This is a genomic window from Enterococcus malodoratus ATCC 43197 (assembly GCF_000407185.1).
Taxonomy (GTDB): domain Bacteria; phylum Bacillota; class Bacilli; order Lactobacillales; family Enterococcaceae; genus Enterococcus_A; species Enterococcus_A malodoratus.
The window spans coordinates 716,802-740,619 of record NZ_KE136483.1 but is presented as its reverse complement, the minus strand read 5'-3'; the positions used below and the strand labels follow the sequence as shown (position 1 = coordinate 740,619).

Annotated in this window: 24 protein-coding genes; 4 read left to right on the top strand and 20 right to left on the bottom strand. The window is 37.4% G+C overall.

The window, feature by feature from the left end; translation table 11 throughout:
• Nucleotides 1–64: 64 nt before the first annotated feature.
• A complete protein-coding gene (locus I585_RS18955; RefSeq protein ID WP_010740414.1) occupies nucleotides 65–1,189 on the bottom strand; it encodes an AI-2E family transporter in 1,125 nt (374 codons plus the stop codon).
• 76 nt (nucleotides 1,190–1,265) lie between these two features.
• Between I585_RS18955 and I585_RS18950 the strand changes: the two genes are divergently transcribed.
• Complete coding sequence (locus I585_RS18950; protein ID WP_010740415.1) at nucleotides 1,266–1,700, top strand: GNAT family N-acetyltransferase; 435 nt, start codon at nucleotides 1,266–1,268, stop codon at nucleotides 1,698–1,700.
• A gap of 71 nt (nucleotides 1,701–1,771) precedes the next feature.
• On the opposite strand, the gene ntdP is transcribed toward I585_RS18950, so the two are convergent.
• From ntdP to recX, 3 genes are all read right to left on the bottom strand, one after another.
• A complete protein-coding gene (ntdP, locus tag I585_RS18945) occupies nucleotides 1,772–2,305 on the bottom strand; it encodes a nucleoside tri-diphosphate phosphatase (RefSeq protein ID WP_010740416.1) in 534 nt (177 codons plus the stop codon).
• A 97-nt stretch (nucleotides 2,306–2,402) separates the two neighbouring features.
• On the bottom strand, nucleotides 2,403–3,554 hold the full coding sequence (gene mutY / locus I585_RS18940) for an A/G-specific adenine glycosylase (protein WP_010740417.1): 1,152 nt from the start codon (nucleotides 3,552–3,554) through the stop codon (nucleotides 2,403–2,405).
• The gene (gene recX / locus I585_RS18935) at nucleotides 3,547–4,344 is read right to left on the bottom strand and encodes a recombination regulator RecX (protein WP_010740418.1); all 798 of its coding nucleotides are present in this window, start codon (nucleotides 4,342–4,344) and stop codon (nucleotides 3,547–3,549) included. The genes mutY and recX overlap by 8 nt, the downstream gene beginning before the upstream one ends.
• A gap of 141 nt (nucleotides 4,345–4,485) precedes the next feature.
• Between recX and rlmD the strand changes: the two genes are divergently transcribed.
• On the top strand, nucleotides 4,486–5,859 hold the full coding sequence (gene rlmD, locus I585_RS18930; protein ID WP_010740419.1) for a 23S rRNA (uracil(1939)-C(5))-methyltransferase RlmD: 1,374 nt from the start codon (nucleotides 4,486–4,488) through the stop codon (nucleotides 5,857–5,859).
• Nucleotides 5,860–5,897: 38 nt separating this feature from the next.
• On the opposite strand, the gene I585_RS18925 is transcribed toward rlmD, so the two are convergent.
• From I585_RS18925 to I585_RS18915, 3 genes are all read right to left on the bottom strand, one after another.
• A complete protein-coding gene (locus tag I585_RS18925) occupies nucleotides 5,898–7,139 on the bottom strand; it encodes an LCP family glycopolymer transferase (RefSeq protein ID WP_010740420.1) in 1,242 nt (413 codons plus the stop codon).
• A 245-nt stretch (nucleotides 7,140–7,384) separates the two neighbouring features.
• On the bottom strand, nucleotides 7,385–7,993 hold the full coding sequence (locus I585_RS18920) for a superoxide dismutase (RefSeq protein WP_010740421.1): 609 nt from the start codon (nucleotides 7,991–7,993) through the stop codon (nucleotides 7,385–7,387).
• Between the two features lie 72 nt (nucleotides 7,994–8,065).
• The gene (locus I585_RS18915; RefSeq protein ID WP_010740422.1) at nucleotides 8,066–8,533 is read right to left on the bottom strand and encodes a GtrA family protein; all 468 of its coding nucleotides are present in this window, start codon (nucleotides 8,531–8,533) and stop codon (nucleotides 8,066–8,068) included.
• A gap of 161 nt (nucleotides 8,534–8,694) precedes the next feature.
• Here I585_RS18915 and I585_RS18910 point away from each other — a divergent pair, with 161 nt between their 5' ends.
• Nucleotides 8,695–9,510 carry a DUF1189 domain-containing protein gene (locus I585_RS18910; RefSeq protein WP_010740423.1) on the top strand — a complete coding sequence of 272 codons (816 nt, stop codon included), beginning with the start codon at nucleotides 8,695–8,697 and terminating at the stop codon, nucleotides 9,508–9,510.
• A gap of 89 nt (nucleotides 9,511–9,599) precedes the next feature.
• The gene (locus tag I585_RS18905; protein ID WP_010740424.1) at nucleotides 9,600–10,547 is read left to right on the top strand and encodes a phosphoglycerate dehydrogenase; all 948 of its coding nucleotides are present in this window, start codon (nucleotides 9,600–9,602) and stop codon (nucleotides 10,545–10,547) included.
• Nucleotides 10,548–10,559: 12 nt separating this feature from the next.
• Here the strand turns inward: I585_RS18905 and I585_RS18900 are convergent, their stop codons facing one another.
• From I585_RS18900 to I585_RS18840, 13 genes are all read right to left on the bottom strand, one after another.
• Nucleotides 10,560–11,492, bottom strand: a complete 933-nt coding sequence (locus I585_RS18900; RefSeq protein WP_010740425.1) for a glycosyltransferase family 2 protein — start codon at nucleotides 11,490–11,492, stop codon at nucleotides 10,560–10,562.
• A gap of 11 nt (nucleotides 11,493–11,503) precedes the next feature.
• Nucleotides 11,504–11,797: a HesB/YadR/YfhF family protein gene (locus tag I585_RS18895; protein ID WP_010740426.1), complete on the bottom strand. Its 294-nt coding sequence runs from the start codon at nucleotides 11,795–11,797 to the stop codon at nucleotides 11,504–11,506.
• A gap of 11 nt (nucleotides 11,798–11,808) precedes the next feature.
• On the bottom strand, nucleotides 11,809–12,474 hold the full coding sequence (locus I585_RS18890) for a potassium channel family protein (RefSeq protein WP_010740427.1): 666 nt from the start codon (nucleotides 12,472–12,474) through the stop codon (nucleotides 11,809–11,811).
• 110 nt (nucleotides 12,475–12,584) lie between these two features.
• The gene (locus I585_RS18885) at nucleotides 12,585–13,217 is read right to left on the bottom strand and encodes a response regulator transcription factor (RefSeq protein ID WP_010740428.1); all 633 of its coding nucleotides are present in this window, start codon (nucleotides 13,215–13,217) and stop codon (nucleotides 12,585–12,587) included.
• A gap of 68 nt (nucleotides 13,218–13,285) precedes the next feature.
• Nucleotides 13,286–14,380 (bottom strand): sensor histidine kinase, encoded by a 1,095-nt coding sequence (locus I585_RS18880; protein WP_010740429.1) that lies wholly within the window; start codon nucleotides 14,378–14,380, stop codon nucleotides 13,286–13,288.
• Nucleotides 14,377–15,099 carry a cell wall-active antibiotics response protein LiaF gene (liaF, locus tag I585_RS18875; RefSeq protein WP_010740430.1) on the bottom strand — a complete coding sequence of 241 codons (723 nt, stop codon included), beginning with the start codon at nucleotides 15,097–15,099 and terminating at the stop codon, nucleotides 14,377–14,379. The genes I585_RS18880 and liaF overlap by 4 nt, the downstream gene beginning before the upstream one ends.
• 174 nt (nucleotides 15,100–15,273) lie before the next feature.
• Nucleotides 15,274–15,753, bottom strand: a complete 480-nt coding sequence (gene greA / locus I585_RS18870; RefSeq protein WP_010740431.1) for a transcription elongation factor GreA — start codon at nucleotides 15,751–15,753, stop codon at nucleotides 15,274–15,276.
• A gap of 95 nt (nucleotides 15,754–15,848) precedes the next feature.
• Nucleotides 15,849–16,991, bottom strand: coding sequence for an endolytic transglycosylase MltG (mltG, locus tag I585_RS18865; protein WP_167545852.1), 1,143 nt, complete (start codon nucleotides 16,989–16,991; stop codon nucleotides 15,849–15,851).
• Between the two features lie 678 nt (nucleotides 16,992–17,669).
• Complete coding sequence (locus tag I585_RS18860) at nucleotides 17,670–19,439, bottom strand: DUF6020 family protein (RefSeq protein ID WP_010740433.1); 1,770 nt, start codon at nucleotides 19,437–19,439, stop codon at nucleotides 17,670–17,672.
• Nucleotides 19,411–20,367, bottom strand: coding sequence for a glycosyltransferase family 2 protein (locus I585_RS18855; protein WP_010740434.1), 957 nt, complete (start codon nucleotides 20,365–20,367; stop codon nucleotides 19,411–19,413). Before I585_RS18855 ends, I585_RS18860 begins: the two co-directional genes overlap by 29 nt.
• 145 nt (nucleotides 20,368–20,512) lie before the next feature.
• A complete protein-coding gene (locus I585_RS18850) occupies nucleotides 20,513–21,466 on the bottom strand; it encodes an NAD-dependent epimerase/dehydratase family protein (protein ID WP_010740435.1) in 954 nt (317 codons plus the stop codon).
• A gap of 12 nt (nucleotides 21,467–21,478) precedes the next feature.
• Nucleotides 21,479–22,924, bottom strand: a complete 1,446-nt coding sequence (locus I585_RS18845) for an oligosaccharide flippase family protein (protein ID WP_010740436.1) — start codon at nucleotides 22,922–22,924, stop codon at nucleotides 21,479–21,481.
• A 1-nt stretch (nucleotide 22,925) separates the two neighbouring features.
• The gene (locus I585_RS18840; protein WP_010740437.1) at nucleotides 22,926–23,807 is read right to left on the bottom strand and encodes a capsular polysaccharide synthesis protein; all 882 of its coding nucleotides are present in this window, start codon (nucleotides 23,805–23,807) and stop codon (nucleotides 22,926–22,928) included.
• Nucleotides 23,808–23,818 lie beyond the last annotated feature (11 nt).

Here is a 23,818-nt window from a genome sequence, read left to right as displayed (position 1 = left end):
CACGATAAAATCGTATCACATCACTTGTTTTTATGCAATCATTTCCGAATGATAAAGAAGCTGTCTAACTTAAGAACTCCTGCTCTCGCTCTTCTTGATTGCTTTGCTTAACTATTTTCACTATGAAAACAATCACCGTACGCAAAATGGCATAAACTGGTACACCTAAAAATACGCCAAGTATCCCAGCAAGATTTCCTGCCACTAGTAAAATCAAAATGATCGTTAATGGGTGGATGTTCAACGATTTCCCAATTACATTTGGATAGATCACATTCCCATCGACTTGCTGAACAATTAATACAATCACGATACATAATAAGGCTTTATAGGGCGAATCGAAAAAGGTGTACACCAATGCGGGTGCCAGACCTAAATATGGCCCTAAGTAAGGAATTAAATTCGTCAATCCAGCGATTACTCCAAATAAGAAGGCGTAGTCGACCCCAATCAGCAAGTAACCTAGAAAAGTAAATGTTCCGACGAATAAACATTCGATCGCTTGACCGCTGATATAATCCGATAACGTCTTATTCAGCTGTTTCAAGAGTCCCTTAATATTATCCCGCTGTTTCTCAGGAAACAGCCGCTCAACATTGGGAACCAGTTTGTCCCCGTCCTTCAACATATAAAACAGGATAAAAGGCACTGTAATTAATAATAAGACCACCGTGGTAATCTTGCCTATCACAGAACCCAAACCATTCGTTACCCCAGCTAATGATTTTTGTAAAATGCTTCCTGCCGAAACATCCAGATTATTGATATATTTATCAACATCCAATTCTTTGAAAAGCGGGAAACGTGTCGCATTATCCGCAGCCTGCTGCAGCCAGTCCTGCATATTGCTAATGAACCCAGGAATATTTTTGGCCAAAGAAACCAGCTGCTCAACTAGATTAGGAATAACACTCATAAAGATCAACACGATAATTCCGATCAGCAAGACAAAAATCAGCAGAATCGCAAACAATCGCTTAACGCCCATCTTCATCAATAGATTTACCAAAGGATTTAATAAATAATACAAAAAGCCGGCAATCAAGATTGGCGCAAATAACGTGGTAAAGAATGTCCCAATCGGTTGAAAGACAAAATCAATTTTTGATGAAACCAAAATCAATGTCGCAATGATCAAAATTTCGACTGACCAAAACATTAATTTTGAATTTTTTATTTTTTCAAACATCCATCTACTCCTTTTTTTAGATTTAGTTTATAGTATACATCATGTGGAGAAAAATCCCCTTGAGGAAGGTGTCATTATGAAAATTTTAATCACTAAGGATACGATGAGCGATATATATCTAGATGCGGTTCGAATCCGGCAAAAAGTTTTTGTTCAGGAGCAAGGCGTTCCTGCTAATTTAGAAATCGACGAAAATGAAGCCTATTCCGTTCATTTCGTTCTTTATACGGACGATCAGAAGCCGGCAGCTACTGTACGCTTATTACCGCTAGATGACCAGACATTCAAATTGCAACGCATGGCGGTATTAAAAGATTACCGCGGAAATAACCTTGGTGCAGAAATCATCGCAGAAGCAGAACTGTTTGCTAAACAACAGCAATTCAAAAAAATCGAGCTTGGAGCACAATTAACCGCAGAGAAATTTTATCAAAAACTAGGTTACATTGCCTATGGCGAAGTATTTCAAGATGCGGGAATTGATCATGTGCATATGAAGAAAGAGTTGTAACAGCTGGTTCACCTGCGAATTAGAACTATCAAAAAAGGCCATACCATTTTATTGGTTATGGCCTTTTCTTTCTACTTTCGCGACAATTGCTTGTAACGATCATACCAGATATCAATATAGCCTTGGGAAAAAGGCCCCTTCTCATTGTTAATCCAGTCCACTAAGATCTTGACATTTTCCTTGAGGATATAATCAATTTCTTTGGAATAATGCATCTGTTGACTATGGGCTTCATATTCATCTACGTCCAATAGGCGTTTTTCGCCATCCGGAAAAACCTTGACATCCAAATCATAATCAATGTACTTTAGTGCCTCGTCATCTAATACATAAGGTGATGCTAGATTACAATAATAAGAAACTCCCTTCTCTCGAATCATTGCTATTATGTTGAACCAGTATTTTTGATGAAAATAAACGATCGCTGGTTCGCGAGTGACCCATCTTCTGCCATCTGATTCTGTGACCAATGTGTGGTCATTCAAGCCGATCAGTGAACACTCGCTTGTTTTTAATACCATGGTATCACGCCACGTTCGATGCAAACTGCCGTCGTGCTTGTAACTTTTGATCGTTACAAACTCTCCTTCTTTTGGAACTCCCATAGCTACCCTTCCCTCAGCGAAAATGACTTTCGCATTTGTTTGGGTGTTATCACACCGACATCAGAATTATTATAGCAATAAAATTTAAGATTGCCTACTAATCTTTGTCGTCTGCTAGATTATTTTCAAAAACTTCCAACATTTTTTGTTGTGGTTTTGGAAAAACATACTTCGAAAATTCGGCTGGCTTAACCCAATCCCCTTTGAGCGTTAACGGTGCGGCACTCCGGCCGTAGAAAACAAGGATGTGCCAGCGTAGATGACTGAAAACATGTTTGACCTCTCCAAGCACTTTTTTCTGCCACACGATCGCTTCTTCTGCAAAAAAATCAGGACTGTCTTCGGCTACTTGCGTACTGGAAAACAAATCCCACGCTGCAGGATCGTACTGATTTTTCAACTCGTTGAAACGCACTTCAGTGACTTCTTCTAATGGAAACAGCCACATCTTCGCTAACAGACCGCTTTCAGCTCGTTTCTGAAGAAGGATTTCTTGCTGCTTATTTTCAATAATCCCTGCGATATAATAAACATCTTTGGGTTTTTGTTTTTTCGATTTAATTGGAAAAGCCGTTTGGCGATTTTCACGATAAGCTTGACAATACTTCTGAATTGGACAAATTTCGCACTGCGGATTTGTCGGCGTACAAATACTTGAACCCAAATCCATCATCGCTTGATTGAAATCGCCCGGCTGATCTTGGCTGATAATCTTTCGCATCGCTTCATCAAACTCATTACGACTGCTAGCTTTGGCGATATCAGCCTCGATGCAAAATAATCGGCTGACTACGCGCATCACATTGCCGTCGATTGCCGGTTCGGGAATTTCAAATGCGATACTGCTGATGGCGCCGGCTGTATAAGGTCCGATCCCCTTTAAAGAACGGATTTGCTCTACAGTTGTCGGGAATTTCCCACCAAATTCTGTCACGATCTGCTTCGCGGCCGCTTGTAGATTCCGCGCACGCGAATAGTAACCTAAACCTTCCCAGACTTTCAGTAATTTATCTTCAGGTGCATCAGCTAAATTCTGAATCGTGGGAAATTCTTCCATGAAGCGATAGAAATAGTCGATCACCGTATCAACGCGTGTTTGCTGCAGCATGATTTCTGAGATCCAAATTCGATAAGGATCTTGATTATAGCGCCAAGGCAGATTTCTTTTTTCCTGCTGATACCATGTGAGAAAATCTGTTTGAAATGCATTTACTTCTTGTTCCGACCAATGTTCCCAACCCTTATTCATCCTCTGCCTCTTTTCCGCGAATAAAGGCATCAATCTGATCAAATTGGAAACCTTTCTGATACAAACTTTGCTTGACCTTTTGTTTACGTTTGGCAGGTTCAAATCGCTGGTTTTTGCGCCATAATTTGTCTCCTTGCAATGTCAGCGCATCGCTTTCCTGCTCTTGAATATCAGAAAAATCAATCTCAGCTAAAACATTTTTACTCGTATCGCTATTAAAACCTTTAGTCATTAAAAGCTGCTGAATTTTCTGCTGTACTTCTCGCTGACTGCTGTGATGAAACTTCCTTAACGCTTTTTGAGCCGTATGCAAAGCGACTTGAAACTGTTCCTCCGCCTCATATAGATAAAGAGCCTGCTGAATATCCTCATCCCTCAACCCTTTTTGTTTCAATTTCTGTTGTAAGACTCGAGGGCCTTTGTCCCCTAAACGCATTTGCGTGCGTACATAGCTTTCACCGTAAACAAGATCATTTACCAGGTTCATTTCCTTTAGGCGGGCAACGATTTTTTGCCGATCCGATCCTTCGATTTCCTTGTCTTTCAAATAGGTACGAATTTCTTTCTCCGTTCGTAATTGATAACTTAAATAATTTAGAGCCAGCTGAAATCCTAAATCTTCCTTGCTTTCCTGTTTGATTTCATCCAGCGTTTTTTCATCCAACTCTTGGCCTTTGAGCAAACGATGACGCACAACTGTATCTTCCGACAGCCGCAGCTTATCACCATTGGAGAATTCTACTTGATAATAAGGGCCGCGCCCTTGGCTGATCTTTACTACCGTCAACATGTTAACCCCTCCTCGCAAAGATTAATTCTATCATAGAAAACCGACTGATCGCTAAAAATATGCTAAAATGATACGCGTACGAAAATCACTTGATTTTACATATAACCCATTACTTTCTAAAAATGTGAAAGGAGCCACTCCATGGCTGTTCAACTTAAACCAAATCAAACGTTAACGTTAAAAATAAAACGTCTCGGCATTAATGGCGAGGGTATCGCTTATTATAAACGCTTAATCATCTTCGTCACTGGCCCTCTTCCCAATGAAACGGTCGTCGCAAAAATTACGAAAGCCACTCCGCGTTTTGCGGAAGCGGTCCTAGTTAAAATTACGAAGAAAAGTCCCGATCGAATCACGCCTCCTTGTCCTGTTTATGAAGAATGCGGAGGCTGCCAATTACAGCACCTCGCGTATAGCAAACAACTGGACTTCAAAAAAGATTTATTGCGGCAGGCATTGGAAAAATATAAACCTGATGGCTATCAAAAATTTGAACTGAGAGATACGCTTGGCATGGATGAACCCTGGCATTATCGCAACAAGGCACAATTTCAATTACGCAAAAATAAAAAGACCCAACAAGTAGAAGCCGGGCTTTATCAAGCGGAGTCCCATCAATTGGTGCCTATCAAAGACTGCCTTGTTCAAGAGCCTACTACTCAAAAAGTCATTAATACCGTAACGAGTTTGCTAACAAAATACGATACACCGATTTATGATGAGCGCAGCAATTCCGGTATCGTACGTACCCTGATGGTTCGTATTGGAATCGAAACCGGCGAGGTTCAGTTAGTTTTGATTACTAAAACAAAAAAATTGCCGCAAGGAAATGCCTTGATCCGTGAAATCACCAATCGCTTGCCAGAGGTCGTTTCCATTATGCAAAATGTTCAAGACAAAAAGACTTCGGTCATCATGGGCGATGAAACGATTCATCTTTGGGGCAAAAATGCTATCAATGAGAAAATCAATGAAGTAAGCTTTGAACTTTCTCCGAGAGCCTTTTTCCAATTAAATCCGCAACAAACCAAGGTGCTTTACCAAGAAGCCATTCAAGCCTTAGACTTAACGACTCCTAAAACAGTGGTGGATGCCTATTGCGGTGTCGGAACAATCGGTCTTTCACTGGCCAAACAAGCTAAAGAAGTTCGAGGAATGGATATCATCCCACAGGCAATCGACGATGCGAAAGCAAACGCCAAAGCGATGAACCTGACCAATACCCATTACGAAGTTGGAACGGCTGAGAGCTTATTGCCTAAATGGTTGAGCGAAGGATTTGCACCTGATGCAATCGTAGTCGATCCTCCACGAACAGGATTGGATAATAAGCTGCTAAAAGCGATCCAAGAATCACCTAGTCCGCAAATGGTCTATATTTCTTGTAACGTTTCTACCTTAGCGCGTGATCTTGTTAGCCTCACGAAAATCTATACGATCGACTATTTGCAATCTGTCGATATGTTTCCACAGACTGCTCGCTGTGAAGTCGTCGTAAAACTAACCCGTAAGTAGCTAAAAGGCGTGACCAAAAATGGTCACGCCTTTTTCATTTAATAACCGGTTGCCGGTTGTCCATACGTATTTTGCTGCTCCACATTGGGATCTGTCGCTCCGCCGTACCCGCCTTGATTCGGATCGACATAATTTGGATCAGTGTAACCTTGATTATTTTGAGTCGTATCATCGTATTGCTGTGTGCCATCACCGGCAGTTGATGAGTTCCCGTATGCACCACTATTATCATAATTGTCGGCACTATCATACCCAGGGGCAAATTGACTAGTGTCATCGCTAGCCTTGCCATCAGAGTCATCGTAAAACAGACTGTTTGCATCAGTTTCCTTCAAATTAGGCAATGTTTCCGCCGTGGTGATTCCCAGTTGTTTCTTCAAAGTATTCTGGATAGATAATAATTCATTTGTCCCTAAAATCTGATAGTAGACTTCGTCAATCATTTGGCTCTTACCAACTAATTGCTTTTGTTTGATCGTATCGAAAGCCGGCAGATAATTGGTTCCGATATCCATCATGTCGTCCCAGGTTAAATCTGTCTTCATATTCTTTTCGACAGCTTTTAAAATTTTCTTGTAATTTCCTACACCGTTAATAGACATCGCCTTGCGTAGAATCTTTGTTACTACTTCACGTTGCCGTTTTTGCCGGCCGACATCGCCTTCTGGATCTTCATAGCGCATCCGAGCATAAGCCAAACCTTTTTCTCCGTTTAACGTCTGCTTTCCCTTTTCTACGTGAATACCATCTAAAGTAAAGTCAATCTTATTATTAACTTCAATCCCGCCAACGGCATCAATCAAATCCTTTAATCCGCGCATATTGATCGAGACATAATGATCCAAAGGAATGTCCAGCAGTGTTTCAATCGTGTCCATCGACATCTTCACGCCGCCAAAAGCATACGCGTGATTCAATTTATCGTTAGACCCATATCCGACGATCTTAGTAAGAATATCTCGGTCGAGGCTGACAATCGTTGATTTTTTTTGCTTCGGATTGATGGTAACGACCATCATACTATCAGAACGGCCTTGATCCGAACGGCCAAGGTCTCCTGTATCAATTCCGGCAAGCAAAATTGAAAAAGGTTCTGCGTTGTCGATGTTAGGCTTGTCTCCGCTATCTCGTTTCAAACTTGTTCGTTTAACTGTCTGACGAATGTTATCGACCATCTTACTCGCATCATTCGTCACTTGAACAGCGTAGTAGGTTATTCCACCTATAAACAAATTCAGTAGGACTAGCAATCCTACGACAATCTTTTTCCAACGACTCATAGTACACCTCTATCAACGATTTTTTACGTTTCATTTTCTCATAAATTGGGCATCTGTTCAACCGCAGCTAAAAACAATTAATCTTATATAATGGAAACTTAAAAAATAATAATTTCAATCCTACCCTTTAATCACGATTTATACCATAAAAATATGAAGATTTTTGGAAGGTCCAGAAAAATCTATACAAAAAAAATGGAAAGACCAATATTATCAGTCCTTCCATTATAACTCATTCGATTCAATTATTTAGCTGCTGCCAAATTTTCGTTTGCTTGATCCCAATTTACAACATCCCAGAAAGCAGCGATGTAGTCAGGACGAACATTTTTATACTTCAAGTAATACGCATGTTCCCAAACGTCTAAACCAATAATTGGTGTTTTACCATCTGTTAATGGGTTATCTTGATTTGGTGTTGAAGTAATTTCTAATTTACCATTGTTCAAGACTAGCCAAGCCCAGCCAGAACCAAAGCGGCCAGTTGCAGCTGTTTTGAATTCTTCTTTCATTTTTTCAAAGCTGCCGAATGCTTCATCAATTGCATCTTTGATCGCACCTGTTGGTTTTCCGCCAGCATTTGGCGCCATGATTTTCCAGAAGAAACTATGATTTGCATGACCTCCGCCATTGTTGCGAACAGCCGTACGAATATCTTCTGGCACTTCATTCAAGTTCGTTACTAATTCTTCCACTGATTGTTCTGCTAATTCTGGATATTTTTCAATCGCAGCATTTAAATTGGTTACATAAGTGTTATGGTGCTTGTCATGATGCAAATGCATCGTTTCAACATCGATATAAGGCTCCAACGCATCGTAGCCATAAGGTAGATCTGGTAAAGTATAAGCCATAGTTCATTTCCTCCTTAAAATATCTTACAAATCAACTGTATCAAACAATGCACCGTTCTTCAAAAGATATGCCTACTGTGAAGAAGAATTCGTTTTCTCGTCTTCAATGATCTCGACTTTTTTAAAAATAAACAACTTGCTGAAGGCATAATTCGCAACAACTACGACGACTTGCGTGATGATTTTCGCGATCAGGTTTCCCGTATGCAGCATATCGATAAATAGGAACATACAAGCCATGTCCATCCCAAATGAAAGGATTCGATAAAAGATAAATTTACCAAACTCCCAAGCCAACGCCTGAAAGCCCTCGGTTTTCGATTGAAAAACCCAAAGTTTGTTCGTTACAAAGGCAAATAGTACCGAACAAATCCAAGAAATCGCGTTAGAAACCGGCCAATTCAAATGAAAGGCCTGATAGGCCAACGCAAAGGTCACGATATTCACAACGGTCGCTAGCCCACCAAAAAATAAGTAAATGAATACTTCCCAAAGTTTTTTTTCTTCCAAATACCCTTTAAACTGCTGATAGATTTTCATGATTACTCGCTTTCTTATTCTACTCTTCTTAAAGTAAGATAGCGAAGCCCGCAAAAATAGTCAATTCTTTCTTGAAATCTTTTTACATTTTTACAGATCGCCTTGTTATTTCAAGCTCATTTCGCTACAATGGCTCTTGTATAAAAGATTGGAGCGATCACATGACTTTTCGTCAATTAATCAAAGGATCCCTTTTTCGCTTTGAGGATCTAAAATCAGCAAAAGATACGCCCTTTTGGAAATCGATCGTCTATTTAATCGGTCTAAGTCTGCTTCTGGCGATTCCGAGTGTTTATCAAGCCCTTCAAGTAATGAATCAAATGAAAACAGACAGCTTGAAGATCGTAGAAAAGATTCCCGATTTTAAAATTGAGAACGGCGAGATTGAAACAACAAAACCTGAAAAAGGGTTCATCTATCAAACCAATTCAATTATTTTAACTTTCGATCCTGAAGGTAAACGTACCCAGCAAGATGTCGAAAAGGATCTGGTTGGAAATTATTTCAGCGTTGGACTATTGAAAGATCAGGCAATAGTTGTGTTGCCAGACTATGGCGGGGTTAGTTCAGCGATGTTTGGCGATAACGTGTTGAAATTTTCTTACAAACAAGCACCGTTAAAAGGTATGACAGGCGATAAATTAAGAGCTGGTTTAGAAGATTTGAAACTACCGGTTTGGACGCCGCTAGTGATGTTGTTAGCCGGTGTTTACCCCTCCTTCATCAATCTATTTGTTACACTCGTCTTTGCAGGGATTGCGGGGATGATCGTAGCAAAATTGAGATTGCGGCGGGTTACATTCTTTGAATGCTTCAAAACGATTATTTTCTGTGCGACAATTCCAACTATCTTAGCAACGATTGTTTTATTGTTCCAGCCTAATTTCGATTCAAGTATTTTGATCACATTCATTAGTATGTTCATCTTCTTCCGTGTGACTCATTATTTTCCGAAGATCGAATTGCCGACTAAGTAACTGCTTACGATTCTGTAAGCAGTTTTTTTTCATAAATTTTGTTAGAATAGAGCCGAGATTTCCAGTAAAAAAAGAAATGAGGGATCACCATGACAAAACCAATTATTTTCTTGCAAAGAGAGTTTCGCGATGAATTTATCGAAAAAATCCAAATCCTCGCTCCTGATTATCAAATCAAAACAGAATTAACAGAGGATGACCTTCCTTCTGTCGAAATTTCAGTCGGTTGGCCAAAAAAATTCAGCGAACGGCTTCTATCTTCTGATCAGCTAAAATGGGTCCAGTCCATTTCAGCTGGCGTAGACTATCTGCCCTTAAATGATTTTTCTAAACGAGAAGTTTTATTATCAAACGGCAGCGGCATCCACGCCCTTTCCATCAGCGAGCATATCATTGGAGTCTTGCTTGGCTATTATCGCGGATTGAATGAATCAGTCAAAAAGCAAGAACAAAAAGTATGGGCACAAGAATCAATCCATTATGATCAACTATCAGGAAAAAATTTACTCGTTGTTGGTACTGGACACATCGGTCAGCAACTTTCGAAATCGATTCATAGTCTAGGCGTGAACGTGTACGGGATTAATACGACTGGACATCCTGCCGAAGGATTCGTTGAGACCTATTCCATTAAAAATATGGCAAAGATCGTCCCTGAAATGGACATTGTAGTAGGAATTTTGCCAGGAACTCACGAAACCTATCATATTTTCAACAGTGATATTTTCGGAAAAATGAAAAAGACCGGTATCTTCATCAATGTCGGCCGCGGTGATACCGTGCACACTAAAGAACTGATCTCTGCCCTTGAAGAAAAACAATTCGCTTTCGCTGCTCTTGATGTCTTTGAGGAAGAACCATTACCGGAAAGCAACCCATTGTGGACCTTTGATAATGTTCTGATTACACCACATATCTCTGGTATGACAGTAGATTTTCAAAATAAATTTATGAAGATATTTTTAGCTAACTTGAAGAGTTATCTATCTGATAGAGAACTATCTGTTAACCAAGTGGAATTGACGCGAGGGTACTAAAAAAGTTGGAGCTTATTGCTCCAACTTTTTTTCAGTCTCTTTAACAATATAAACCGGTCTTTTTTTCGTCTCCATAAAAATCTTGCCAATATACTTTCCAATAATACCGATGCACAATAGTTGAACACCGCCAATAAAAAGTATAATCGTCACTAATGACGGCCAGCCAGATGTTGGATCGCCAAAAATCAACGCACGAACGATGATGAACAGCATCGCAATTCCCGAAGCAATACAAGAAAAGGCGCCAACAAATGAAGCGATATTTAGTGGCACATCAGAAAAATTGACAATACCGTCAATCGAGTAATTAAATAATTCCCAAAAAGACCAAGAGGTTTTACCAGCTATACGCTCTTGATTTTCAAAAGAGATATACTCCGTTTTGAAGCCTACCCAACTAAACAATCCTTTTGAGAAGCGATTATGTTCGGTCAGTTCTAAGACTGCGTCCACCATTTGACGTGTCATCAAACGATAGTCACGAGCGCCATCGACCATTTCAGTCTCGCTAATTCGATTGATTAAATGATAAAAGGCCTTAGCAAACAGATTTCGAATAAGAGGTTCTCCTTTTCGATCTGCTCGACGTGTACCAACACAATCAATGTCTGTTGTCTCAATCATTTCAACCATCTGCGGCAATAATTCAGGAGGGTCCTGTAAATCAACATCCATCACAGTAACCAGTTCTCCCTTAGCCGCTTGCAAGCCTGCATAAAGTGCCGCTTCTTTACCGAAATTTCTAGAAAATGAAATGTACCGGACAAAATCATTGTCGCGTGCAAGTTCCCGCAATACTTCTAATGTCCTATCCTTTGATCCATCATTGATAAAAATATATTCAAAGCCATGAGAGACTTTTCTCTTTACTTTTTCCATCTCTGCAAAAAAAAGAGGAATGGCTTCCTCTTCATTAAAGCAAGGGACAATTACTGATATCATTCAAGTCACTCCTAAATTTGGTTAAAGTCATACTTAGGTTCGTCTAATTCAGTATCGTAATCAACAACTAGGTCATAACCTTTAAAAAACCATTCGTCTGCTTCTTCAATAAAAAAATGTTGATCCTCAAGAGTTGTCTCCACAAGTGGGCTTTCCGGAATATCCACCGACATACCAACTGAAAAACCATCGTGAACTTGAGTCTTGCCATATACTTTTCCATAAAACTTTATTCCTTGACCCTCACCTAATTCGAGTTCGCGTTTGAACCACTCTTGAGCTTTTGGCGTTATAGTCAATTTCATTTGATAATCACCTATCCATTCATTTTTTCATCTAAATAGTCTACGTCTTCGTCACGACCAATCACTACTAAATGATCGTCTTTCAGTACGACTTCTTCTGCTGGAGGCGTAACGATAGGGTCTTGATGGTCACGTCGAATAGCTACTACATTTAAGCCAAATCGCTGACGAAAATCAAGTTCATCCAAGGTTTTGCCATAAAATTTTCGATTAGTTACGTTAATCTCAGCCAAAGAAAATTCATCTGAAAGCTCTAAATAATCCAAAATATTTTTAGAGACTAAATTATGAGCAATTCGCTGCCCCATATCACGCTCTGGATGGACCACACGATCAGCGCCAATTTTTTCTAAAACACGAGCATGATACTCGTTTTGCGCTTTTGCTAAAATATTCGGTACACCCATTTCCTTGACCATCAACGTCACTAAAATACTTGCTTGAATATCTTCACCGATCGCAACGATCACATGGTCAAAGTTACGGATTCCTAATGACCGTAACGTCATCTCATCTTGTGCATTGGCTACAACCGCGTGAGTCGCAATATTCATATACTCATTTACTTGATCTTCACTGCTGTCAATCGCCAAAACTTCTTGACCAGATTCGACTAATGTCCGACAAATACTCCCGCCGAATCTTCCTAAACCAATAATGACAAAACTTTGCTTCATGATATCTCCTCGTGTATTAATATTGTATTTACATTGCCTGCTACTAACACCCTAAAACTTACAATTCTCAGTATAACAAAGAGCGGGTTAATAAAACAGAGATGGACTCTCTATTTTATTAACCCGTGTTTGAATGCATAGATTGCTGCTTGTGTACGATCTTCTACTTCTAGTTTCGCTAAAATATTCGAAACATGCGTTTTTACTGTTTTCAGTGTAATGAATAGTTCATCCGCAATTTCTTGATTGCTCATTCCTTGGGCAATCAGCAACAAGATTTCTTGTTCTCGATTCGTCAATTCTTCATGAAGGACGTGACGATTACGATTGGACAGTTGTTCCATCATTTTAGTCGTTACTTCGGGTTCCAAGACCCGTTCACCATTATACGTTTTGCGGATGGCATTGGCGATCTCGTGCGCCGTTGATGTTTTTAGTAAATAACCAGATGCACCAGCTTCAATTGCTGGGTAGACTTTTTCATCATCAATAAAACTGGTTACGATTAAGATTCTTGCTTCTGGCCATTCTTTTAAAATTTTCTTGGTTGATTCGATCCCATCCATTACTTCCATCACCAAGTCCATCAATATCACATCTGGTCGAAGATCCATGGCCTTCTCGTAGCCTTCCTCGCCGTTTTCGGCCTCCCCAACGACTTCTACATCCGCTTGAATCGATAGATAAGAAGAAACGCCCAAACGAACCATTTCATGATCATCAACTAATAACACTCGTATCATCCTCTGCCTCCTAATTCCTATTAATGTATTGATTAACCCTTCCAGAAGTTAATCTGATTTTTCGTTGCCTACTCGTTCACAGTCAAGGAATCCTCATTAGTTGGACTGGCATCCTCTACAACAGGTACCTTGATCTCAACACTGGTTCCTTGTCCTTTAAAACTAATAATTTTTGTTGAACCACCTACACCAGCTATACGTTCACGAATATTCCGTAATCCATAGCTGCCGGCATGTTCGTCTTTCTCCTCAAAACCAACGCCATCGTCAATGACGCGCAATAAAATACTTTGTCCTACAATTTTTAAATAAACTTCCAATTCATTTGCTTTTGCATGACGCAACGTATTAGAAAGCAGCTCTTGGACCACTCGGAATAATTGATCCTCGATGCTTGCAGAAACACAAATATCTTGTACATCCCATTTTAACTGAATTTGAATCTTCGTTTGCAGTTCTTTTAGTAATTGCTCAATTCCTTGACGCAAACTTTTTCCTTCTAAGCTAATTGGGCGTAGATGAAGTAATAACGCACGCATTTCTGATTGAGCAGCGTTAATAATATCAGCCACCATTGCTAATTGCTTTTTATAAGGCTCTAGCTCTTCTGAATACTGCGACTGCTCATTTAGGGCTGACATCATCATCATCGCCGCAAACAGCTGCTGTGAGACCGAATCGTGCAGCTCTCTGGCTAAACGATGCCGTTCTTCCTCTAAAATCTTTTCCTTCGTTGTACCATCTACCATTTGAGGCTGACTGCTCAGTTGCTGCAGCTCTCGCGACATACTCACTAGTTTTTCTTTGATTCGTTTGATATCATGATCCACCAAAAGCATCTCTTTGTTTTGCGAGATTGCCACATCTAAATAGGGCTGATCATAGTTGCCTGAAGCCAGACTTTGCAATTTTCCTTCAATTTTTCCCAGTTGCCGTTTTTCCAAAAAAGTCACAAGAAAATAGACGACTGCGCTCACAGTTAGGGAAATCACGATGATGTGAACGAATAAAGGAATATAGAAAATTCGTGCAATAAACAATTGCCCAAATAATTGCCGTTTTCCAATCGCATACATATATAAAAATAGTGTCGTTAGAATCAATAGAAAGGAGATAAGTCCAGAGTAGAGGGAAATTTGTAAACGAGAGTATTTCCCCATCATACACGGATCACCTCGACATCTCCAACCAATGTATTGGTCACTATTTTCAATCTACGAGGACTTTCGTCATAATCCTCACTGTAAATCTTGAACGTTTCATTACGTAAAACTTGCGTATCCTCATCAAAATCGACTTTTCCATATAGTGTCGCATGCTCAAAAAGAATTCCGATACCATAAGGAACCAAAATCCGTGTCCGTCCAAATCCTTTACGAACGATCACGATGCTATCTTCTTTCGGTAATAAGGTATTTCCTAAATCAACAATTGTATCTCCAGCTAAAATCGCCACATTGATATCATCCCACTCAAATACTTGTGTGCCGATCCGATCATTTCCAATCCAGCTTTGTTTTTTTCGTTCACCATTGTGACTAGTTGGATCAGTTGTCTCAACCATCACAATACTCTTTTTATTTTTCAAAGAATGATTTGGCATGGAAATCCCTGCAATTTCAAATCCCTTGAGGCCAAGGAATATTACTGCAAAAATCAACATCAACCAAGTCGCAGGACTGTTTACTAAACAAATGATTAGAATTACTGAGCCTAAGATCAATTGAAATTTTCGACGACGATGTTTTCGCAATGCCCAATATATATTTAATACACCAAAGAGCAGCATGATTAACATCGCAGGATTTGAAGATAATTGCCATAATAAGAAAATTGCAAGTAAGGCTTCAATTACAATGAAAAAGCGCCACGGACTTTTCATTTTGTCTTTCCTCCCAACTTTTTTATCTATACCTTATTCTACTTTTTTTAAGATTCAAATACTATCGGTCTAAAGTCGCAAAACGATTCCTAATCTGAAGCGGACTCGTTATCGCCTATTCCCTCAAACACTAATAAAAAGAAAAGAGGCGACCAGCGCCTCTTTACCGTATTCTTAGTTTTGTTTCACATTCGTGATCTTAACTTCCATATTTCCACCTGGAGTCGCGATTGTCACAACATCTCCAACGCTTTTGCCAATCAACGCTTGAGCGATTGGTGAATCATTTGAGATTTTACCAGTTAGTGGATCTGCTTCCGCCTTCCCTACGATAGTGTATTCTTCCTCTTCATCATCAGGCAGTTCAACAAAGGTAACGGTTTTCCCGATTGAAATTTCATCCGAGTCAACATTCTCGTTATCGATAATTTGTGCGAAGCGGATCATATTTTCCAAAGTGTTGATACGTCCCTCGACAAACGCTTGTTCATCCTTAGCAGATTCATATTCGGAGTTTTCAGATAAATCGCCAAAGCTGCGAGCGATTTTAATTCTTTCAATAATTTCTCCACGTTTTACTGTTTTTAATTCTTCTAATTCCTGCTCTAGTTTTTCTTTTCCTTCCAGAGTCATTGGAAATGTTTTTTCTACCATTCTTCTTCTCCTTCAATCAACAAAATTACGAAAGGTAATCCTTTATAGATTTAATCCACAAAAGATTACCACGTAATTACTATATTGTAAATTGTTTATTTCTCTTTATTGACATATTTTTCAACCAATTCCATATGCTCTTCGTAAGTCTTCGCATAATAAACTTTACCAGTTGAGATATCTGCGACGAAATAGATATAATCATTCTCGGTTGGATCAAGAACTGCAAGAATTGCTTCCTGACTCGGATTATCAAACGGTCCAGGCCCATAACCCGCATTCGTATACAGATTATAAGGTGAATCTACTTCAGTATCTTTGATTGTTACAACCTCTTTATGTTCACCTAACGCATAAAGAATCGAAATATCTGATTGTAAAGGCATCTGCGCTTTAATTCGGTTAAAGAAGACTTGTGCGATCTTCTTACGGTCGGATTGCGTGACCCCTTCTTTTTCTACCAACGATGCTAGAGTCATCACTTCTTGAACCGTTAACCCTTTTTCTTTAATTTGACTATAATAAGGGGTTAATATTTGATTCGTCGTATCGACCATTTGGGTCACAAGATCTTCTAGGCTTCTATTCTTGTGTACATTATAGGTTGCCGGGAACAAATAGCCTTCTAAACGATAACGCACATCTTTGGCATTAGCAGCATCTCCCAATAAATCAGGATATTGTGCCTTCAATTGATCGAAGAATTTTTCATCCTTCATTACTTTGATGAAATCTTCCTTCTTAAAGTCCGTCTTCTTAGCGACCAAACCGGCAATTTTATCAACATCATAACCTTCAGGAACTGTTAGTTTCGAAGCATCATCCAATGGTTCGGCACTTCCGCCCTGTTGCAATTCCTTACTAATTTGATCCAATGTCATATTAGGGGAAAACTGATAATAGCCTGCCTGAAAATTCGTTAAATTTTTAAATTTGGTATAGAAATTAAAGACCATTCCATCACGAATGACATCGCCATCTTGTAAAATATCCCCAATTTGACGATTTGACGAACCGCTCGGCACTTCCACCTGAACTAATTTTTTATCATTCTTATCTAACGGCTTCAACCCAGCACTTACATAATTATAGCCTGAGATTGCCAAGACTCCAGCGACAATCAAAATACCGATCGTCAATATATAAACAATTTTACGGACGACTCGATCCTCTTTGCGACGTTCTGCTCGTTTCAAGTTGCTCTCCTCACTTAAATCCCCTTCAAACTCCTCATCCATATGACGAAGTTCCTCAAATTTCTCTCCTAAACGATGAAAAATCGATGGTTCTTCCTCAACTTGTTCATCATTTTTAGGCTCATTAACATCTTTCGGCTTTGATTCCTCTATAGAAGGAACAGCTTTAGTTGTTTTTTTAGTACCTGAATGACGAACAGTTGGCTGCTTAGTTTCAGCCTTTGAAGGTTCTGTCTTTTGCTCTTTCTTATTAATAGTTTTCTTATCTTCAGCTGCAGGTTTTTCTACCTTTTTCTTTATCTCAGCTTTTGATTTAGACTCACTATTGGAACTCTTATCTATCGAAAGCTCTTTCTCTTTCGGAGGTTCCTCTTTTTTAACTTCTTTTTCAATTGGTTTAGACTTCTGCTCAGAGGCAGTAGTGTCTTTCTTACTTTGCCTATTGCCAAATAAACGCTCATAAGACGAAGCTAAGTCGCCATCATCGTCAGTGTCCTTTTTTGCTTCAGAGGTGCTAGAACCTTCAGTAGGCTTTTTTGTAGACTCTACTTCACGATTCTTTCGACCCTCTTCTAAAGCCCGCATGATCTGCTCTTTAAACGATCCTTCTTCTGAGTGTTGGTTTTGATCCTCAGACAAAAACAACTCCTCCTTACTTCATGTCATAACTTAAATCATTATACATGAAATGAAAGAGGAGGGAAACGATTTATTGAATAGTTAAACTTTATTTTGAGTTTTATTTTCATTAAGAACAAACACGAGCATAACTGGAAAAATGAGCATGTACGGGTAAATATACCTTACCAAGGCTACCGGACCTAGTATTAATGTCCCATAGTACATTGTTAAGAAAACCAATATGAAATAACTATCTTTAAATCCCTTGTATATTGAATAAAGGAACAAAAGTATAAACATCCATACAATGAATCCCGGTGCAAACAACAATGATACGATGGATAACTTTTTATAGGAGTGTTCATAATAGAAGTTATTTATAATTTTCTCTCGTGTCTTGGGAAACCAGCTCTTTTTATCGAAATTTCCATATATTTCAGTGTCTCTACTTTTTAATTCTATAATTGGTATTTTATAATGATTATCCGGAAATTGGAAATTAGGATCCCAATATCCTTGAGTTAACATCAAAAAGGCATCTATATAATTTTTTTTGTTTCTCAAACCAATTTTCATCCATAGTTTTATAAAGCCCACTGTAGAATTCTGCTTTTTCTGTAAAGTAAACCGACCTTTGACATAATCTGATATCCGAGGATTATAATTTTTGATATTTTCCTCAGGAACGTATGCAAAAAGTTCCTTCTTTTCTTGTTTTGTGAAGGAATCAGGATTATGAATGTAACTTCTTGCAAGTTGTTGTAAAGGTACACTATACATTTGCCCTTCCATTCCAGGTTTTGCGTTGGTAATTGTTATCAGTGCTTGGTTGGTTACCATTGTAAAAAAACTACCTATCACAAAAACAAAAATTAAATTTTTTCGTATTTTTCTTTTTTTTATTAATAGTAAAAACGGGATAGTAGCCAATAATGCATAAATAGCATTATTTCTAAATAATCCCACCATTATGATGATAATAATCAACTCAATAGCTCTTTTTTTGCTTAACTCTTTTTTCTCTAGAGTATAGTACTCACACAATTTGAAAATTAAGAGTAAGAAAAACGTTGAAAACAAGGTGTCTTTAGTTATATAAATTGGCGTCAGCAAATTTAAAGGGAAAAACAAATAGTAAACAAGGATTAGATAAAATAAAAACTTATTTATTCTAAAAGTAGATAGCCGACTACATATATACGCATTTACACAGATACAAACCAGCATTTGAAACATTGTATGAATCGCCGCTCCAAGATAATAATTTCCGGTTAATTTACCAATTAAAACTATAAAATTGAGTAGCAATGTATGTATCACCGGATGATGCTCTGTAATACTATTGTTCATTATTTGAGATATCTGCATAGCAGCGTCATAAGTGAATATACCTGGCCAAAATATTAACAACATAGGAATCCATGCAATTAAGAAGATACAAAATAGAAAAAGAAAACTGTACTGTCTGTTCAGTATATTTTTATCAGTTTTACGATTTTTGTATTTTATTAGATTAATTAATACTGAATAAATTAAAACAGCAACTCCAAATACTATCACCAAATTTTTTATTATACTAAAAAAATTATAAGATAGCCCTCCATAAACGGATAGATCTCTACCTAATTTCAAACATATTGACAGAAGTACTGCTGGGTAAACACAATACCTGAAATCCCTCCGTCCAACCTTTTTTAAAGAACCTTTATACCAAAAATAAATTGGGACAATTAAGATCAACCAAATAAGGGAAGACTTAATCATGGTAATATCCGACAGTGGCAAAGTATAGGGAAGACAAACGGAAGTAATAGTCGCTAAAATAAAGACTAAAACATTATCAATATGGTCCCTTTTTATATCTATCATTTTTTTCTCCATAAATTTTATATAAGTTCAACTCGTAATTTTTTTTGTCATCAGTCACGACAGTATCTAAAATTAACCCGGTTACTAACAATAATAAAGATAATATCATTAAACCAGTTGCTAAAATTGCAGACGGAATTTTAGTAATAAATCCGTTTCGAATGAATTCACTAATTACAGGTAATCCAGCCAATAATCCCAAAATAAAAAATAGAGCGAACCACATTGAAAAAAAGAAAAGTGGCTTATAGTCTTTACACATTTTAAAGATTGTCATCAAAACTTTAATTCCATCAGAAAAAGTATCTAGTTTAGATTCGCTTCCTTCTGGCCGGTCTCGGTAATCAATAGGTATTTCAACTAATTTAAATCTCTTATCTAAAGAATGAATCGTAAATTCAGTTTCAATTTGAAAACCGCTACTCATGACCGGGAAGCTTTTAACAAATAACCTATTAAAACCTCTGTAGCCAGTCATCACATCTTTGATATTGGCTTTATAAAGCCAATTAATTGAATTTTTAACTAAGTTATTTCCAAAGTCATGGAAAGCTCTCTTATTTTCATTAAAGTATGTTCCATTAGATAATCTATCACCAATTACCATGTCTGCACGGTTTTCTTTTAAGGCTTTTAATAACTCGTGGCAGGCTTCTGCTGGATAAGTATCATCGCCATCTACCATTAAATAGAAATCTGCATCAATGTCAAAGAACATTTGACGAATTACATTTCCTTTACCTTGCCTTGGTTCCTTTCGGACGATTGCTCCCTCATTCAAAGCAATCTGATACGTATCATCCGTTGAATTATTGTCATAAACATAGATATCTGCACTTGGTAGTTCTTTTTGAAAATCATTAATTACCTTTTTAATTGTCATAGCTTCGTTATAACAAGGAAGCAATATTGCAATACTGTCTGTCATTTCACTAATCTCCTTAAAATATACGCTAATACTAGAATACAAGAGTTCCCTAATTATTTCTATACGTAATTAAACGAAATTGACGTATCCATAAAAAAAGGACATTAACCTGAAATTATGGACTAATTCAAGTTAACCTCCCACATTAAATCAATTTTTCTGATTCCAAATATTTCTTCATGCCTTCTTGAACACTAAAGTTAGATTTATAACCTAATCCCTTCAATCTAGAAATATCAGCAACTGAATCTTTAATGTCGCCTTCTCTCTCAGATTCGTTCTTAACACTTAACCTTACGCCTAATGCCTCATCAATAACTTCAATCAACTCGTTTAAAGTAATCGCACTACCGGTTCCAACATTAAATTGTTTACCTAGAGCATCCTCTTCACTTGCTACGAGTAACAATGCCTGAATGACATCCTCAATGAAAACAAAATCGCGAGATTGCGAGCCATCACCAAATAACATAAACGATGCATTCTCTTCGTTCTGTATCTTTTTATAGCGGTCAACCAGAATTGAAATGACTCCACTATATGGAGATTCTGGATTCTGGTTTGGCCCGTAGACATTAAAGAAGCGTACCGCGCTTGTATTTACACCATATAGGTGGTTATAATCCAACACGTATTGCTCAGCAGCAAATTTGTCAACTGCATACGGAGTCAATGGACGAATAACTGATTCTTCTTTCTTGGGTAACGTGGGCTCGTCACCATACACTGCAGCTGAGGAACTGAAGACTAAACGCTTCAAATCCTTTTGGTATTTTCTGATTAACTCTAACAACATCAGAACACTTTCAAAATTGATTTGATGCGTCTCCACAGGACGCTCAACCGAATCAGCCACACTAGCAATTGCTGCTAAATGGAAAATGTAGTCAAACGTATTATTTGAAAGGACTTCTTCCATTAATGCTTCGTCTGTAACTGAACCATTTATAAATTTGAGATTTGAATTGCTATCTAAATTCTCTTCTTTTCCCATAGACAGATCATCAACTACGATTACTGAATTTTCCTTAGATAAGTGATTTGCTAAAGTTGAGCCGATGAAGCCGGCACCACCAGTGATTAAATATTTATACAGCATATACTTTGCCCCTTACTTAATTCTCCTTGATACCCATTCTCTAGAATTTTGGATAATCCCGTTTTTAGAATATCTAAAATAAAGTAGCGTTATCGCTAAATAAAGAATAATACCAATTCCTATTTTTGCCAATAGTCTAATAAAAATTGAAAATCCATCTAATGGTAACACATTCAGAACAAGCATCATTATTACACCAGAAATTAGAAATACTATAAATGGACTAATGAATATTTTAAAAGAAATTTCCTTACGAGCAGAAAAAATTTGATAGATTGCAAGTACGCTTTCCGATAAAAATGTCGCAATCGTAGCACCTACTAAACCTAGAGGCTTAACTAATAATAAATTGACAATTATACTAGTTATCGCTCCAAGTAAAACAGATATAACAAAGGGACGATCTTTTGACTGAGGAATTAAATATTGAGTTCTAATAACATTCCCCAATGCATAAAAAGGTAAATATAATGCTAATCCATTTAAAACTAATATACTCGCACTAAAATCTTTTCCATAAAACAATGGAATAAAATCTCTCGAAATTCCTAATATCCCAAAAGCAAATGCTATTGATAGAAAAAGTGCAAAAATGATTGATGAGTTAAGATATTTCATTGCTTCCTTTTTTGCATTTTTCTTTTCATAAATTGCCGACATCTGCGGCAACATTACTGTTCCTAAAGCAGCAATGATCCCCTTAGGCATAGATAAAATCTGACTTCCCGCATTATAAAAACCAACATCCTTGATACTGCTCAAGTTTCCCAAAAAAACCGAAGTAAAGCTTGTATAAATTGTAGCAGAAACAATTGGAATAAACAAAATTGCGGACGGTTTAAAGTGTTTGGAAACTTCTGTTAGCCGAATTTTTTTATAGAAAATATAGTTTTTTATTTGAAACCAAGTTATTACAAATCCAGCGATAGCACTACCGTTCATAATTAAAGTATATATCCACAAATCATTCTGATTTTTTACTAGCAGAAAAATGAAAATTAATGTCGATAATTTAACCAGAATGTTTCTAACAATCACGATATTAAATTGTTGAATTCCATAGAAAAACCAATTTATATCTAACATATAGCTAACAATGAGGAAAACTTGTAATAGAGCGATTTCTTGATATTGTTGTGCAAAATTAAAAACGTAAATCAAATAAAGAAGTATACAAAATATTCCACTAAAAAGTTGTATCCCAAAAATCTCAAAAAAAAGAATACTGCGTCTCTCTATATCCTCTCCAACTTTAGCGATAGAGCGATTTCCATAGTGATCTACACCTAATTTAACAACTAAAGCGAAGTAGATCGCAATCGAATAAGTATAATTATAGATACCAATTTTTTCTGCTCCCAATATTCGAGCAATATATGGCATTGTCAATAATGGAAAAATAATAGAAAACACTTGATAAAATGCATTTGAGAAGAAGTTCTTTGCAATATTTTTCATACTATTCTTCATCTCCTGCATCTGCGGCCCACTTAATCAGAAATTCACTATACGTTCCTGCATCATAGTGAACATCCTTGTAGGTTAACTTATGAATATTGGTAAGCTCACATAAATATAAAAACTCATTTTCTCTGTAATTCTTATTTAGTTGAAATTGTAAAATGTGAGAATTTCCATTAGTTTGTCTTGGTACTTCTTCCCATTCAAGTGGAAAACTTCTAACAACCATACTAAAAAAAATGTGGAAAAGATAATAATTGACAAGTACATTATGTTCTTCCCAATACTCTAACAACAACCTTCTAGTTTCAGAAATAATAGGATTATTTTTTTTGGCAGATAAAAACCAACTTGAGATTAATATAGGAGTATCATTATTATCATTAAACGTAGTTCTGAATGCAAATAAATCCGCATCATCAATACATTTATCCAAAGGGGCAGTGAGTAAAACAGTCGCATCAATCCATATGCCACCAAAACTAGTTAACAAATCAGCACGAACTATATCAGAGAACTGCGCATTTGAAATAATTCCATTTTTCCATTTTGATATAATGTAGTCTGGTAAATTAATAAATTCATCAAGATTATCTTCATTCAAAAAAATAATTTCTTTACCCTTACAGTTTTTCTTAACAGACCGGAAACACGCACGAACGACCTCCGGAGACTGTTCAATTCCCTGTAACCAACAAATCCAAACATAATTACTGGAAATCATTTCTTCCCTTTTATACTGTGGCTTATATCTTTTTTTTAAATAATTATATGCATTAAAGGCTCGTCTATCCGCATCCAAAGACTTAGTATATTGGAGTCTTGGCCGATAAACTATTGTACCAAGATGTAACTTCTCGATTAGTTTCGCTAATTCCATTATTTTCAAAC

Coding starts and splice junctions, on each gene's coding strand:
- I585_RS18955 (WP_010740414.1), bottom strand. CDS start 1,189: ATGTTTGAAAAAATAAAAAATTCAAAATTAATGTTTTGGTCAGTCGAA.
- I585_RS18950 (WP_010740415.1), top strand. CDS start 1,266: ATGAAAATTTTAATCACTAAGGATACGATGAGCGATATATATCTAGAT.
- ntdP (WP_010740416.1), bottom strand. CDS start 2,305: ATGGGAGTTCCAAAAGAAGGAGAGTTTGTAACGATCAAAAGTTACAAG.
- mutY (WP_010740417.1), bottom strand. CDS start 3,554: ATGAATAAGGGTTGGGAACATTGGTCGGAACAAGAAGTAAATGCATTT.
- recX (WP_010740418.1), bottom strand. CDS start 4,344: ATGTTGACGGTAGTAAAGATCAGCCAAGGGCGCGGCCCTTATTATCAA.
- rlmD (WP_010740419.1), top strand. CDS start 4,486: ATGGCTGTTCAACTTAAACCAAATCAAACGTTAACGTTAAAAATAAAA.
- I585_RS18925 (WP_010740420.1), bottom strand. CDS start 7,139: ATGAGTCGTTGGAAAAAGATTGTCGTAGGATTGCTAGTCCTACTGAAT.
- I585_RS18920 (WP_010740421.1), bottom strand. CDS start 7,993: ATGGCTTATACTTTACCAGATCTACCTTATGGCTACGATGCGTTGGAG.
- I585_RS18915 (WP_010740422.1), bottom strand. CDS start 8,533: ATGAAAATCTATCAGCAGTTTAAAGGGTATTTGGAAGAAAAAAAACTT.
- I585_RS18910 (WP_010740423.1), top strand. CDS start 8,695: ATGACTTTTCGTCAATTAATCAAAGGATCCCTTTTTCGCTTTGAGGAT.
- I585_RS18905 (WP_010740424.1), top strand. CDS start 9,600: ATGACAAAACCAATTATTTTCTTGCAAAGAGAGTTTCGCGATGAATTT.
- I585_RS18900 (WP_010740425.1), bottom strand. CDS start 11,492: ATGATATCAGTAATTGTCCCTTGCTTTAATGAAGAGGAAGCCATTCCT.
- I585_RS18895 (WP_010740426.1), bottom strand. CDS start 11,797: ATGAAATTGACTATAACGCCAAAAGCTCAAGAGTGGTTCAAACGCGAA.
- I585_RS18890 (WP_010740427.1), bottom strand. CDS start 12,474: ATGAAGCAAAGTTTTGTCATTATTGGTTTAGGAAGATTCGGCGGGAGT.
- I585_RS18885 (WP_010740428.1), bottom strand. CDS start 13,217: ATGATACGAGTGTTATTAGTTGATGATCATGAAATGGTTCGTTTGGGC.
- I585_RS18880 (WP_010740429.1), bottom strand. CDS start 14,380: ATGATGGGGAAATACTCTCGTTTACAAATTTCCCTCTACTCTGGACTT.
- liaF (WP_010740430.1), bottom strand. CDS start 15,099: ATGAAAAGTCCGTGGCGCTTTTTCATTGTAATTGAAGCCTTACTTGCA.
- greA (WP_010740431.1), bottom strand. CDS start 15,753: ATGGTAGAAAAAACATTTCCAATGACTCTGGAAGGAAAAGAAAAACTA.
- mltG (WP_167545852.1), bottom strand. CDS start 16,991: ATGGATGAGGAGTTTGAAGGGGATTTAAGTGAGGAGAGCAACTTGAAA.
- I585_RS18860 (WP_010740433.1), bottom strand. CDS start 19,439: ATGATAGATATAAAAAGGGACCATATTGATAATGTTTTAGTCTTTATT.
- I585_RS18855 (WP_010740434.1), bottom strand. CDS start 20,367: ATGACAGACAGTATTGCAATATTGCTTCCTTGTTATAACGAAGCTATG.
- I585_RS18850 (WP_010740435.1), bottom strand. CDS start 21,466: ATGCTGTATAAATATTTAATCACTGGTGGTGCCGGCTTCATCGGCTCA.
- I585_RS18845 (WP_010740436.1), bottom strand. CDS start 22,924: ATGAAAAATATTGCAAAGAACTTCTTCTCAAATGCATTTTATCAAGTG.
- I585_RS18840 (WP_010740437.1), bottom strand. CDS start 23,807: ATGGAATTAGCGAAACTAATCGAGAAGTTACATCTTGGTACAATAGTT.